At 65.4% G+C, this 12948-nt stretch carries 11 protein-coding genes; 7 read left to right on the top strand and 4 right to left on the bottom strand.

Annotated elements, in window-relative coordinates:
- Positions 1-66 precede the first annotated feature (66 nt).
- Entirely contained in the window at positions 67-786 is a 720-nt protein-coding gene (gene rph, locus DXK32_RS30410) for a ribonuclease PH (RefSeq protein ID WP_114861918.1), read from the bottom strand.
- 163 nt (positions 787-949) lie between these two features.
- Here rph and hrcA point away from each other — a divergent pair, with 163 nt between their 5' ends.
- The 3 genes from hrcA (at position 950) to DXK32_RS30395 (ending at position 3280) form a co-directional block, all read left to right on the top strand.
- Positions 950-1990 carry a heat-inducible transcriptional repressor HrcA gene (gene hrcA, locus DXK32_RS30405; RefSeq protein ID WP_014239022.1) on the top strand — a complete coding sequence of 347 codons (1041 nt, stop codon included), beginning with the start codon at positions 950-952 and terminating at the stop codon, positions 1988-1990.
- A 73-nt stretch (positions 1991-2063) separates the two neighbouring features.
- A complete protein-coding gene (grpE, locus tag DXK32_RS30400) occupies positions 2064-2687 on the top strand; it encodes a nucleotide exchange factor GrpE (RefSeq protein ID WP_114861917.1) in 624 nt (207 codons plus the stop codon).
- Between the two features lie 227 nt (positions 2688-2914).
- Positions 2915-3280: a response regulator gene (locus DXK32_RS30395; RefSeq protein WP_114861916.1), complete on the top strand. Its 366-nt coding sequence runs from the start codon at positions 2915-2917 to the stop codon at positions 3278-3280.
- 31 nt (positions 3281-3311) lie between these two features.
- On the opposite strand, the gene DXK32_RS30390 is transcribed toward DXK32_RS30395, so the two are convergent.
- The gene (locus DXK32_RS30390; protein WP_247877417.1) at positions 3312-4781 is read right to left on the bottom strand and encodes a methyl-accepting chemotaxis protein; all 1470 of its coding nucleotides are present in this window, start codon (positions 4779-4781) and stop codon (positions 3312-3314) included.
- 306 nt (positions 4782-5087) lie between these two features.
- Positions 5088-5978 carry a DUF1848 domain-containing protein gene (locus DXK32_RS30385; RefSeq protein WP_114861914.1) on the bottom strand — a complete coding sequence of 297 codons (891 nt, stop codon included), beginning with the start codon at positions 5976-5978 and terminating at the stop codon, positions 5088-5090.
- Positions 5979-6292: 314 nt separating this feature from the next.
- Between DXK32_RS30385 and DXK32_RS32460 the strand changes: the two genes are divergently transcribed.
- The gene (locus DXK32_RS32460; RefSeq protein WP_162801421.1) at positions 6293-6700 is read left to right on the top strand and encodes a hypothetical protein; all 408 of its coding nucleotides are present in this window, start codon (positions 6293-6295) and stop codon (positions 6698-6700) included.
- A gap of 113 nt (positions 6701-6813) precedes the next feature.
- On the opposite strand, the gene DXK32_RS30375 is transcribed toward DXK32_RS32460, so the two are convergent.
- Positions 6814-7647 carry a hypothetical protein gene (locus tag DXK32_RS30375; protein ID WP_114861912.1) on the bottom strand — a complete coding sequence of 278 codons (834 nt, stop codon included), beginning with the start codon at positions 7645-7647 and terminating at the stop codon, positions 6814-6816.
- 412 nt (positions 7648-8059) lie between these two features.
- On the opposite strand from DXK32_RS30375, the gene dnaK reads away from it, so the two are divergent.
- The 3 genes from dnaK to DXK32_RS30360 all read left to right on the top strand — a co-directional run bounded on the left by dnaK (position 8060) and on the right by DXK32_RS30360 (position 12863).
- Positions 8060-10129, top strand: coding sequence for a molecular chaperone DnaK (gene dnaK, locus DXK32_RS30370; RefSeq protein ID WP_282184614.1), 2070 nt, complete (start codon positions 8060-8062; stop codon positions 10127-10129).
- Positions 10130-10301: 172 nt separating this feature from the next.
- Positions 10302-11444, top strand: a complete 1143-nt coding sequence (dnaJ, locus tag DXK32_RS30365) for a molecular chaperone DnaJ (protein ID WP_114861910.1) — start codon at positions 10302-10304, stop codon at positions 11442-11444.
- 291 nt (positions 11445-11735) lie between these two features.
- The gene (locus DXK32_RS30360; protein ID WP_114861909.1) at positions 11736-12863 is read left to right on the top strand and encodes a GGDEF domain-containing protein; all 1128 of its coding nucleotides are present in this window, start codon (positions 11736-11738) and stop codon (positions 12861-12863) included.
- Positions 12864-12948 lie beyond the last annotated feature (85 nt).

Genomic DNA, 12948 nt, shown 5'->3' with positions numbered 1-12948 from the left:
CTGTTCCCCTCCACCGCCGGCGGCGGGGGAGGGTGCCCGCGAAGCGGGTGGGAGGGGGCGACGCCTTTACTTCACCGCAATCGCCGCCTTCTGCAAGGCCACCAGCTCGTCGATGCCCTTGCGGGCGAGCGCCAGCAGCTCCATGAACTGCGGCTCGCTGAAGGGGCGCTCCTCGGCGGTGCCCTGCACCTCGACGATGCCGCCCTGGCCGGTCAGCACGAAGTTGGCGTCGGCCTGCGCGGTTGAATCCTCGGCGTAGTCGAGGTCGAGGACGCTGGCGTTCTTGTAAATGCCGCAGGAGACGGCGGCCACATGGTCGGTCAGCGGCATGGTCTTGAGCGCGCCGATCTGCATCAGATGCTGGAAGGCCAGATGCAGGGCGACGAAGCTGCCGGTGATGGCGGCGGTGCGGGTGCCGCCGTCGGCCTGGATGACGTCGCAGTCGATCTTGATCTGCTTCTCGCCCATGGCGGCGCGGTCGGTGACGGCGCGCAGGGCGCGGCCGATCAGGCGCTGGATCTCCTGGGTGCGGCCCGACTGCTTGCCCTTGGCGGCCTCGCGGTCGGTGCGGCTGTGGGTGGAGCGCGGCAGCATGCCGTATTCGGCGGTGACCCAGCCCAGGCCGGTGTTCTTCAGGAAGCGCGGAACGCCCTCGTCCACGCTGGCGGTGCACAGGACGTGCGTGTCGCCGAACCGCACCAGGCAGGACCCCTCGGCGTGCTTGCTGAAATGGGGCTCAAGGGAAATGGTGCGCAACTGGTCGTGGGCGCGGCCGGAGGGACGCATCGGGCATGATCCGCGAATCTGTTGAAATCGGCGGCAAGCTAGCGTCCGCCGTCCCCGCCGTCCAGCGCGCAACCGGGGCGCACGTTGATTCGGCGCCGACACCTGCCTAAATTCGGGACGCTCCTTTCGCAACCCACCCGCACCGCCCGGTCCCCGCCCCGCCATGATCACCGAGCTGAACCAACGGTCCCGCGAGATCTTCCGGCTGATCGTCGACGCCTATGTGGCGACCGGCGAGCCGGTGGGCTCGCGCACGATCTCGCGGAGGCTCGGCATGGCCCTGTCGCCCGCGACCATCCGCAACGTCATGGCCGACCTGGAGGAGCAGGGGCTGCTCTACGCCCCCCACACCTCCGCCGGCCGCATCCCGACCGAGGCCGGGCTGCGCCTGTTCGTCAACGGCCTGCTGGAGATCGGCAGCCTGAGCGAGGACGAGCGCGGCTCCATCGAGGCGAAATGCGCCTCCTCCGGGCGGTCGCTGCAGGACGTGCTGGGCGAGGCCTCCACCCTGCTGTCCGGCCTGTCGCACTGCGCCGGGCTGGTGGTGGCGCCGAAGACCGACCGGCCGCTGAAGCACATCGAGTTCGTCTCGCTGGCCCCCGGCCGGGCGCTGGTCGTGCTGGTCAACGAGGACGGGCTGGTCGAGAACCGCGTCATCGAGGTGCCGGTCGGCGTGCCCGCCGCGACTCTCCAGATGGTGTCCAACTTCCTCAGCGCCAAGCTGGTCGGTCGCACGCTGGACGAGGCGCGGCAGGCCGTGCTGCGCGAGATCGAGGACCAGAAGACCGAGCTGGACGAATTGTCGCAGCGTGTGGTCTCCGCCGGTCTCGCCACCTGGGCGGGCAGCGGCGGGCAGAGCAGCGGCCAGCTCATCGTGCGCGGCCAGGCGAAGCTGCTGGAGGACGTCACCGCCCTGTCGGACCTGGAGCGCGTGCGCGCCCTGTTCGAGGCGCTGGAGACCAAGGAAACCATGCTGCGCCTGCTCGACGCCACCGGGAAGGGCGACGGGGTGCAGATCTTCATCGGCGCGGAGAATGTGCTGTTCGGCCATTCCGGCTGTTCGCTGATCATCTCGCCGTTCCAGAACAGCCGCGAGCAGGTGATCGGCGCCATCGGCGTGATCGGCCCGACCCGCATCAATTATGCCCGGATCATCCCGCTTGTGGATTATACAGCCAAGGTCATCAGCCGCCTTGTCGGGTGACGCCCTGTCGTGTGACGACCTTGGCAACGCTTCCACTCACCAGACGACGACCAGAGACGACAACGAGAGAGCCATGAGCGAAGAGCAGAACAAGCCCGCCGAAACCGAGATGGAGCAGACTGACGCCGCCCAGGACAAGGCTGCCCAGGACAAGGCCGCCCAGGACAAGGCTGCGGACGCCGGTGCCGGGGATCGTGTGGCCCAGCTTGAGGCCGAGGTTGCCAGCCTGAAGGACCAGCTCCTGCGCCAGATGGCCGAGGTGGAGAACACCCGCCGCCGCGCCCAGCGCGACCGCGAGGACGCCAGCAAGTTCGCCGTGTCCAGCTTCGCCAAGGAGCTGGTGACGGTCGCCGACAACCTGCGCCGCGCGCTGGAGGCCGTCCCCGCCGAGGGCCGCGAGAACGACGATGTGCTGAAGGGCCTCTCCGTGGGTGTGGAGGCGACGGAGCGCCAGCTCATCTCCGCCTTCGAGCGTGCGGGCATCAAGAAGATCGATCCGACCGGCGAGCTGTTCGACCCGAACTTCCATCAGGTGATGTTCGAGATCGAGAACACCGGCAAGCCCGCCGGCACCGTCGTGCAGGTGCTCCAGCCCGGCTACACCATCCACGGCCGCCTGCTGCGCGAGGCCATGGTGGGCGTCGCCAAGGCCGGTCCTCACGAAATGGGCGGCCAGCACGTCGATACCAAAGCCTGACCGTCCAGACGGACGGCAGGCGGCACGTCTTGCGGCGCGGGGGCTTCGGCTTGCCGCGCCGCTCCTTTTCGCGCAACGGTCGTCCTTCGGTTGATCAGGATGCCGAAGACCTTGCGCCGGGCGACTCATTCCCCTAATCGCATCGGGAATTATCGCGGCGCACAATGACCCGTCTGTCCCAGGGAACCGCCTGTCCCAGGCCGCCGCTCATTCAGGGAACCGTACCCGTGGCCAAGACCATTCTGACCGTCGACGACTCCAAGACCATCCGCGACATGGTCGCCTTCACGCTGCGCAACGCCGGCTATGGCGTCACCGAGGCGGCGGACGGCACCGCCGGTCTGGCGGAGGTCAACCGGCAGAAATTCGACTGCATCATCACCGACCTGAACATGCCGGGCCTGGACGGTCTGGCCCTGACCCGGGCCATCCGCGGCAGCGCGCTCAACCGCGCCACCCCCGTCCTGCTGCTGACCACCGAGGCCGATCCCGCCAAGAAGACCGCCGGCCGCGAGGCCGGGGCCACCGGCTGGCTGGTCAAGCCCTTCAACCCGGACAAGCTGGTCGAGACCGTGAAGAAGGTCTGCCCGTAACCCGTTACCCCCAACCCGGTGCTGGCGCGGGTCACCGCACCAGCACGACGGCGGCGCTGCGCGTCCGCTCGACCGCCTGGGACATCTGCGCCACCGCGGTGGAAATGCCGGCGATGTTGGCGGAGGCCGTCTGCACCGAGGTCGCGGCGCTCTGCATGTTGCCGGACACGCTCTGGGTCACGCTGTTCTGCTCCTCGACGGCGGAGGCGGTGGCGGTGACGAAGGAGCGCACGGTCTCGATGCCGCCGCGGATTCCGTCCAGCGCCCCGGCCACCTCGGCGGAGGTCGACTGGATCAGGTCGATCTCGCGGGTGATCTGCTCGGTGGCCTTGGCCGCCTGGTTGGCGAGGTTCTTCACCTCCGACGCGACGACCGCGAAGCCCTTGCCCGCCTCGCCGGCGCGCGCCGCCTCGATCGTGGCGTTCAGCGCCAGGAGATTGATCTGGCTGGCGATGTTCTGGATCAGCCCGACGATGCTGTTCATCGACTGGGCGGCGTCGGTCAGGCGCGCCGCGTTGGCGCCGACCGCGTTCGCCTTGTCATAGACGCTGTCGGCGGCGGTGCGCGAATTCGCCATGCTCTGCGAGATTTCGGCGATCGAGGCGGCCAGCTCCTCGGCGCTGGCGGCGACCGTCTGCACGTTGGCCGAGGTCTGCTCGGCGGCGAGCGACGCCGACCGCACTTCGGAGGACGACTGCGCCATCGCCTGGTCGATCTCGCCGAAATTCTGGTCGAGGAGGATCTTGAGATCCCGCAGCAGGTTCATCTGGTTGGTGATGTCGGTGGCGAACTTGACGATCTTCGCAACCTTGCCGTGTTCATCGAAGATCGGGTTGTACGAGCCTTCGATCCACACCACCTTGCCCTGCTTGCCGATCCGGCGGTACTGGCCCGACCGGTAGGTGCCGCGCCGCAGGTCGTCCCAGAAGGCGCCGTATTCCGCGCTCGCCTTGTGCTCGGCGTCGATGAACAGGCTGTGGTGCTTGCCCTGGATCTCGCTCAGCTGGTAGCCGAACGCGGACAGGAAATTTTCGTTGGCGGTCCGGACGGTGCCGTCCGTGTCGAACTCGATGACCGCCTGGGAGCGGTGGATGGCCGCGACCTGGGCGGCGTAGTCGAGGTTCAGCAGACGCTCCTTGGCGTCGGCCCACTCCACGACGAAGCCGATGCGCTGGCCGTTCTTCATCAGCGGAGACACCAGCAGGTCGAACTGGTGATTGCCGACCCGGATGGTGGCGCTGTGCGGGCGGGTCATGGCGCCCAACATGCGCTGCTGGTGAACCGGATTCTTATGGAACACATCGATCTTGCTGCCGACCAGGGTGTCGACGTTGAAGTTCGGCAGTTCCTTGCGCAGGTCCGCTTCGGCTTGGCGAAGAAAGGATGTAACCGATGGATTGATATAAGTGATCTTCAGATCATTGTCGGCGATCATGATGTTGGCGCGAACGGTGTCCAGCGCCGTCGTCTTATGAGTGATCTTGTAATCTTTCCGAAGCATACCGAGCATCGCCAAAGCCCCCTGGTTTCATTGATGGGGCATATTGACACAGTAAAAACCAGAGTCTACACCCCTTGAAAAATAACATTAAAATTATAAACGATATTTGCAAAATTTCATGATCCAAGAAATACAGTGCAGCCATATGAAGCGGCATATGAGAAACACTTTTAAGACTAAATCTTGTGATCGGCCATAAACGTTTTATGGGTATTCCGGATATGCCGTCACTGTTTCTTTGATTAGGAGCAACAGTGCAGGCATCCAACGCCGATAGCTTTCGCCATACGCGGTGGCTGCACAGGTCTATCCCACCGGTCCAGTCAGCCGCCTTGGAAAGAGGAACTCGCCCGCCGGGTCGTGAGCGGCGAAGCGCCGCTGGGCGGTGGCGCGGTTGGCGACGGCGTAGCAATAGACGCAGCCGTGCGGGCAGGTGTCGTAATCGCCGATGTCGCGGCTTTCCGCGCACAGGCAGCCCGGCCGGTTGCCCTTCGTCCGGGCGCCGATGGCCTGCCCGGCGACGTCGGACAGCCGTTGCGCGTCCACGCAGCGGGCCGGCGCCGTGCCGGGGACGCCGGCCAGCTCCGGCTGGGTGCACAGCGTCAGCGCCATGCCGTGGTCCGCGGCGATGCCGGCCAGCTCGGCCAGCAGCGCGCGCTTCTCGTCCGCGTCCGGGTCGCGCCAGGGCACGCCGGCGGCGTCCAGGTTGCGCGCCGTCTTGCGGTAGGGCTGGAGGAAGGACACGACGACCTCGTCGGTCAGGCCGCGCATCCGTCCGGCCAGCCAGGCGAAGGTTTCGCGGTGCCAGGACAGCGGCGTGGCGTCTGCCGTCACGATGGGGTCGTAGCGCCAGACGGCGGCGCGCGGTCCCCAGCGGTCGCGCAGCCGGGCCATGTGCTCCACCGCGCGTTCCGCGTCGGGGACGGAGCGCTCCAGCGCGCCCGGCAGGCCGGTGACGCTGTACTGGACGACGAAGGGAAAGCCGCGCCCGGACACCTCCCCCAACGCTGGCAGGAAGGGGCCGAGATTCTTGGTCCAGAAGACGAAGCCGTCGACCTCCGCGCGGCTCAGGCCGATGCGGTGGGTCTGGCCGCCGTAGGGGTTGACCATGCGGCAGTATCCGGCCTCCAGCCGGTTGAGGAACCAGCGCCCGTAGAAGGCGGGGATGTCCGTCTTGTAGCTGGCGGAAACGATCATCGCCGGACCATGGTGGCTCGGCGGACCGCGATCAAGGATGGATTCGCCGGGCTTTGGCCTAACACCACAGCCGGTCTCCATCGGCTTCCGTTCCGGCGCATCTGATGGACCCGTTGCCGATGTGGCCTTCGCCGGAGCGATGTGTCCCGTGCGCAGTCTCCACTGCATCCGCAGTGCATTCGTGTCGCAGTCGAGATGAGTCGTCAGCCTGCGGGATGGACGGTATAATGGTATGCGATCTGCCGTAGCCATGTTGCCGGGCGCTTACTGGAGTGCAACCGGCATTCCGATCCCTGCCATTTGCCGAGAAGCTCATGCTCGTCATCCGCAAGCAGCAGTTTGCTCACCTCGCTCGAACGGCTCATGGAAAATTCCTGACCGCGCTGATGGAAGAGGTGGAAGGCCGTTTTCCTCTCCTTGCCTTTCTGCCCGATGGCGCTCTTGCACGCCGGGTAGATCGTCTGGTGGCGCAGGCCGGCGCCTATGGCTTCACCGACGGTGCGGATGTTGCCGCCTTCGTCTTCCTCGGGCTGCGCTTGGGCCGGGAGTTCGACCGCCACCCGCAAATCAACCCGATCCTGGCGGACGGACGCCTGTCTCCGGCGCAACGAATCGAAACGATGATGGAGGTCGTGCCCGCCGCCGTCTTCGACGACATCGCCGCCAAGGCCGGTCCCTGGCCGGAGGACGCGCCGGCTGCGAATTGGGAGCACGGGGCATGACGACCCTGAAGCTCGACGGCGATGCGTTGAAAAAGCTTGAGGAGAAAAACGGTACGGCTACCTCCGGGGGGGGAGCGGTCCACACCGGCACGCCGTCGCTGAACAACCTTCAGTCACTCGAGGATGAGCAGGACCGGCAGGAACTGGCCAAGGCCCAGGCCGAGTTGCAGGAGGCGCTCGCCCAGGCGGCGCTCGATGTGGCCGGCATCTTCGACCCGACGCCGATCTCCGACACCATCAGCCTGTTCATGAGCCTGAAAAACGGCGATCTGCTGGGTGCCGGGCTGTCGCTGCTCTCGATCGTACCCTATGCCGGCGACGCACTGGCCAAGACCGCCAAAGGCGCCCGTCTGGTTCAGAAGATCGGGAAGCTCCGCAAGAAGATTACCGACCTCACCAAGAAGCTCGCCGATCGGAACGGCGAGACGTTGGCAAAACTGCTGAGAAGGGCCAAGGTGGCCGTGCGCCCGGCGGCACAGCTTCCCTTCGACCTCGACGCCTCCAAGAAATTCAAGTCGGTCGGCGGCAAGGCGGTCACCGAATGCCCGGAGATCACCGAGGCCCGTGTTGCCGCACTGGCGAAAAAGGGCATCACCAAAAAGAAGATCCAGGAAGCGGCCAAAGCGGGCGGCATGACCGAAGCCACTGCCGCCCGCTTCCTGGAACTGACAACCGATCCCAATTTTCCCTACGTTATCCGCGTCCGGCCGACCAACGCGAAGTGTCTGGAATGGATTAAGAAAGGGAATCCGGTCAAGCCGGACGTCCTCAAGATGAAGACTTTCGGCGACCTCGACGTCATTCTCGGCGTACCGGAAAGTTCCAAGGGGTTGGTTGGCATTTTCAAACCACCAGGAAAAACCGCCAACGACTTCATTGCGAAACTCGATCCAAAACTTCGGAAGAAATTGGATGAAAAAGGGGAAATAGATGCGCTTAAGGAGCAATGGAAAAAAAGAGAGGAAGAGTATCTGGAGTACAGCAATGACTATAAATTGATTAAACTTGAAAATGATGGTTTAATAAAATACGATGATAAAACAAAAACATACAAAACGAAAATGAAGTCAGCCGATGGAAAAGAAACATGGAAATCATTTACAGGAGATAGCGATATATATGATATAAAAACAAAGAACGGAGAAAATCTTACTAAGGAAGAATTGGATGCGGTGTTTGAGGAGCTTGTAAAGCCGCCAATTTCGGCGCAGCATGGGCCGCACGCAAATTGGTACCCAACAAAAGAGGAAGAAAAGTTAATTAAAAGTATTATTGATAAAAAGCACTTAAGCACATCGAAGGGCGCGACGATATGCCCCGGCGTGCGCGTCACCTTTTGGTCTTTTGACGGTTGGCGGAATGACCAGGACGTTGCAGCCCGAAACGCACCTGCCTATATCTCCGGCGACAGACGTTATTCCACCCAACCGTTCCACCGACCCCAAGGGGATCGCGGCGGTGCCGGACCAAACGGGCCGCCACGCATCTGCCGAACAACAGAGGCTGAACATGAGCAAAGTCATTGGCATCGATCTCGGCACCACGAACTCCTGCGTGGCCGTCATGGAAGGCTCCAGCGCCAAGGTGATCGAGAACGCCGAAGGCACGCGCACCACGCCGTCCATGGTCGCCTTCGCGCAGAACGCGGAGCGTCTGGTCGGCCAGCCGGCCAAGCGTCAGGCGGTGACGAACCCCGAGAACACCCTCTTCGCGATCAAGCGTCTGATCGGCCGTCGCTACGACGATCCGCTGACCAAGAAGGACCAGGGCCTCGTCCCCTACAAGATCATTCCCGGCGACAACGGCGACGCCTGGGTGGAAGCCGTCGGCAAGAAGTACAGCCCGTCGCAGGTCAGCGCCTTCATCCTGCAGAAGATGAAGGAGACGGCGGAGAACTATCTGGGCGAGAAGGTGACCCAGGCGGTCATCACCGTCCCGGCCTACTTCAACGACAGCCAGCGCCAGGCGACCAAGGACGCCGGCAAGATCGCCGGCCTGGAAGTGCTGCGCATCATCAACGAGCCGACGGCGGCCGCTCTGGCCTACGGCATGGAGAAGAAGGGCGCCGGCACCATCGCCGTGTACGATCTGGGCGGCGGCACCTTCGACGTCTCCGTTCTGGAGATCGGCGACGGCGTGTTCGAGGTGAAGTCGACCAACGGCGACACCTTCCTCGGTGGTGAGGACTTCGACGCCCGCATCATCGACTACCTCGCCGACGAGTTCCAGAAGGAGCAGGGCATCGACCTGCGCAAGGACCGTCTGGCTCTGCAGCGCCTGAAGGAAGCCGCTGAGAAGGCGAAGATCGAGCTGTCCTCGGCCATGCAGACCGAGGTCAATCTGCCCTTCATCACCGCCGACCAGTCCGGCCCGAAGCACCTGAACGTCAAGCTGACCCGCGCCAAGCTGGAAGCCCTGGTCGACGAGCTGGTCGCCCGCACGATCGAGCCCTGCAAGGCCGCGCTCAAGGATGCCGGCCTGAAGGCCAACGAGATCGACGAGGTGATCCTGGTCGGCGGCATGACCCGCATGCCCAAGGTCATCGAGGCGGTGAAGCAGTTCTTCGGCCGTGAGCCGCACCGCGGCGTGAACCCGGACGAGGTGGTCGCCATCGGCGCCGCCATCCAGGGCGGCGTGCTGAAGGGCGAGGTCAAGGACGTCCTGCTGCTCGACGTCACCCCGCTGTCGCTGGGCATCGAGACGCTGGGTGGCGTGTTCACCCGCCTGATCGACCGCAACACGACGATCCCGACCAAGAAGTCCCAGACCTTCTCGACCGCCGAGGACAACCAGAACGCGGTGACCATCCGCGTCTTCCAGGGCGAGCGCGAGATGGCCGCGGACAACAAGCTGCTCGGCCAGTTCGACCTCGTCGGCATCCCGCCGGCCCCGCGCGGCGTGCCGCAGGTCGAGGTGACCTTCGACATCGACGCCAACGGCATCGTCAGCGTCACGGCGAAGGACAAGGCCACCGGCAAGGAGCAGCAGATCCGCATCCAGGCGTCGGGCGGCCTGTCGGATGCCGACATCAACAAGATGGTCAAGGACGCCGAGGCCCACGCCGCCGACGACAAGAAGCGGCGCGAGCTGGTGGACGCCCGCAACCACGCGGACGCGCTGATCCACACCACCGAGCGGACGATCAAGGAGAACGGCGACAAGATCCCCGCCGCCGACAAGACCGCCGCGGAGGCCGCCGTGGCCGAGCTGAAGTCGGTGCTGGACGGCGAGGATCTGGAGGCCGTGAAGGCGAAGACCGAGGCGCTGGCCCAGGTGTCGATGAAGCTGGGCGAGGCCATGTACAAGGCCGGCCAGGGCGAGGCCCCGGGCGCCGGCGCCGCCGGTGCGGCGGGTGCCGCCCCGAACGAGCCGGGCGTGGTCGACGCCGACTTCGAGGAAGTGGACGACGACAAGAAGAAGTCGGCGTAAGCGTTCGGAACCGGAGGCAATCGTCGGGCTGCCGTCGGGCAGCCGCCCGTTGCCTCCGGTGTCACAGCCGGGAGAACCCGGCGCCATGCAGTATCGTCCGGCCCGTCATCCGTCCTGCGGTGGCGGGCCGGAGATATGATTGGTCTATTGTATGTGAAGGCGGTCGGGGCCCATGGCGAAACAGGACTATTACGAGCTGCTCGGGGTGGCGAAGGGCGCCAGCGCGGACGAGATCAAAAAAGCGTACCGCAAGATGGCGATGCAGTATCACCCGGACCGCAACCAGGGTGACAAGGACGCCGAGCACAAGTTCAAGGAAATCAGCGAAGCCTACGACGTCCTGAAGGACGAGCAGAAGCGCGCGGCCTACGACCGCTTCGGCCACGGCGCCTTCGAGAACGGGCGCGGCGGCGGCGGTGGCTTCGGCGGCTTCGATTTCGGCGGCGGTGGCGGCGGCTTCGCCGACATCTTCGACGAGATGTTCGGGGAGTTCATGGGCGGGCGCCGCGGCGGCGGTGGCGCGTCGGGCCGCGGCCAGGACCTGCGCTACAATCTGGAGATCGGGCTGGAGGAGGCCTTCAAGGGCACCACGGCCAACGTCCGCGTTCCCTCCACCGTCGCCTGCGATTCCTGCAGCGGCTCCGGGGCGGCGGCGGGGACCCAGCCGGTCACCTGCCCGACCTGCCAGGGCCATGGCAAGGTGCGCGCCCAGCAGGGCTTCTTCACCATCGAGCGCACCTGTCCGGCCTGCCACGGCCAGGGCCGCGTCATCAAGGACCCGTGCAAGAGCTGCGGCGGCGCCGGGCGTCTGCGCAAGGAGAAGACCCTCCAGGTCAACATCCCCGCGGGCGTGGAGGACGGCACGCGCATCCGTCTGGCCGGGGAGGGCGAGGCGGGGTTGCGCGGCGCGCCGCCGGGCGATCTCTACATCTTCCTGGCCATCGCCCCGCACCCGATCTTCCAGCGCGACGGCGCCAACATCCACTGCCGGGTGCCGATCCCGATGACCACCGCCGCGCTGGGCGGCACGGTGGAGGTGCCGACCATCGAGGGCAGCCGCACCAAGGTGACGGTGCCGCCCGGCACCCAGTCCGGCCATCAGTTCCGCATCAAGGGCAAGGGCATGTCGGTGCTGCGCAGCCAGCAGCGCGGCGACATGTACATCCAGGCCGTCGTCGAGACTCCGGTCAACCTGACCAAGAAGCAGCAGGAGCTTCTGCGCGAGTTCGACAACGCCGGCAAGGAAGGCTCCCACCCGCAGTCCGAGGGCTTCTTCGCCAAGGTGAAGGAGCTTTGGGAAGACCTGAAGGACTGAGCGGTTCTCCGCCGTTCCGCCCCGTGAGAAAGGCCCGGCCGCCAGCCGGGCCTTTTTTATGCGCGCCGCGTTCTTTTGCCCCAGTGGTATGACCAATCCGGCGTTGACAGCGGCGGGTGGCGGGAAGACTGTCCCGGCAAATCACGTACAAATGCGTTGATGCCACAGGCCGCGCCGCATACGCACGTATCCCTGGAAATCACAGCAATTGCCGTTGCCGATGGGGGGCATCGCGTGTATCAACAAGCGCTTAATCTCCTCAGACGGTTCGCGGAGAGGGCATTCCAGGCGGTGAGCGGCGATCTCTCCTTCGAGCAGTTGCGCGACCTGATGCATCCGGGCGGCCACACGCCGATCATCCAGCGTCGCCGGGCCGTGCTGATCCATTCCCGCGTCCGCATGGTCGCCGCCGTGTTCGCGGTGCTGACGCCGCTGTGGATCGTCATCGACGTCTTCATCTTCCCCTGGCCGCTGTGGGGCTATCTCGCCGGTCTGCGGCTGGTGTCCAGCTTCGCCTTCGGCGCGTTGGCGCTCGGCTACCGGATCTGCGACGACATGGGCAGCGCGTGGCGGGGGCTGGCCCTGCTGCTGGCGGTGCCGACGATCTTCTTCCTCGCCTCGCACCCCATGCTGAACGAAGACATGATCGCGGGAAGCGCGCTGGCGGTGGCCGCCGGCTACGCCTTCCTGCCCTTCGTGATGGTGGCGGGGCTCAGCGTCTTCCCGCTGACCGCGCTGGAGGGGCTGGCCTTCGCGACGCCGATGCTGGCGGCGCACATGCTGGCCGGGGTCTACGGCTCGCTGGTCTTCCCGTTCCCCTCCTATCTGGGCGCCCTGTGGCTGCTGGTGCTCATCATGGTGGTGGCGACGCTGGCGGCGATGAGCCAGCTCCACTTCATGATGGCCCTGGTCGATCAGGCGTCGCACGACGGGCTGACCGGCGCCTTCTCCCGCCGCATCGGCGAGGAGCTTCTGCGGCTGCAGTTCGCCCACGCCCAGCGCTCGGACCATCCGCTGTCGGTGATCTTCTTCGACCTGGACAATTTCAAGGCGATCAACGACCGCTTCGGCCACGACCAGGGCGACAAGCAGCTCGGGCGGTCGGCGGAGGCGATCCGCACCATGCTGCGCCAGTCCGACGTGCTGGTCCGCTGGGGCGGGGAGGAGTTTGTGGTCATCATGCCCAACACCGGCCGCCAGGGCGCCCTGACCGCGGTGGAGCGGCTGCACGAGCGGGGCCTGGGCAAGCGTCCGGACGGAACCCCGCAGACCGCCAGCATCGGCGTCGCCGAATACCTCCACGACCGTCCGGTGGACTGGGAGAAGCTGGTCGAGTTGGCCGACCAGCGCATGTACGCGGCCAAGCAGTCCGGCAAGAACCGCATCGTCGCCGACGACCGCGTCCCCGAACCGGCCTGATTCTATCCTTAAAGCGAACTTCCGTTCGCTTTAGCAGGCTGCGGAAAAACGAACATATTCCGGCCTTTTTCCTCCGCTGAGGCTT

The organism is Azospirillum brasilense (assembly GCF_003349955.1).
GTDB lineage: Bacteria > Pseudomonadota > Alphaproteobacteria > Azospirillales > Azospirillaceae > Azospirillum > Azospirillum brasilense_B.
This window is presented reverse-complemented; position numbering and strand designations above follow the sequence as displayed.

Bases quoted from the DNA above. Each gene is read 5' to 3' on its own strand.
- DXK32_RS30390 (WP_247877417.1), bottom strand. From the start codon at position 4,781: ATGCTTCGGAAAGATTACAAGATCACTCATAAGACGACGGCGCTGGAC.
- DXK32_RS32460 (WP_162801421.1), top strand. From the start codon at position 6,293: ATGCTCGTCATCCGCAAGCAGCAGTTTGCTCACCTCGCTCGAACGGCT.
- DXK32_RS30385 (WP_114861914.1), bottom strand. From the start codon at position 5,978: ATGATCGTTTCCGCCAGCTACAAGACGGACATCCCCGCCTTCTACGGG.
- dnaK (WP_282184614.1), top strand. From the start codon at position 8,060: ATGACCAGGACGTTGCAGCCCGAAACGCACCTGCCTATATCTCCGGCG.
- dnaJ (WP_114861910.1), top strand. From the start codon at position 10,302: ATGGCGAAACAGGACTATTACGAGCTGCTCGGGGTGGCGAAGGGCGCC.
- rph (WP_114861918.1), bottom strand. From the start codon at position 786: ATGCGTCCCTCCGGCCGCGCCCACGACCAGTTGCGCACCATTTCCCTT.
- hrcA (WP_014239022.1), top strand. From the start codon at position 950: ATGATCACCGAGCTGAACCAACGGTCCCGCGAGATCTTCCGGCTGATC.
- grpE (WP_114861917.1), top strand. From the start codon at position 2,064: ATGAGCGAAGAGCAGAACAAGCCCGCCGAAACCGAGATGGAGCAGACT.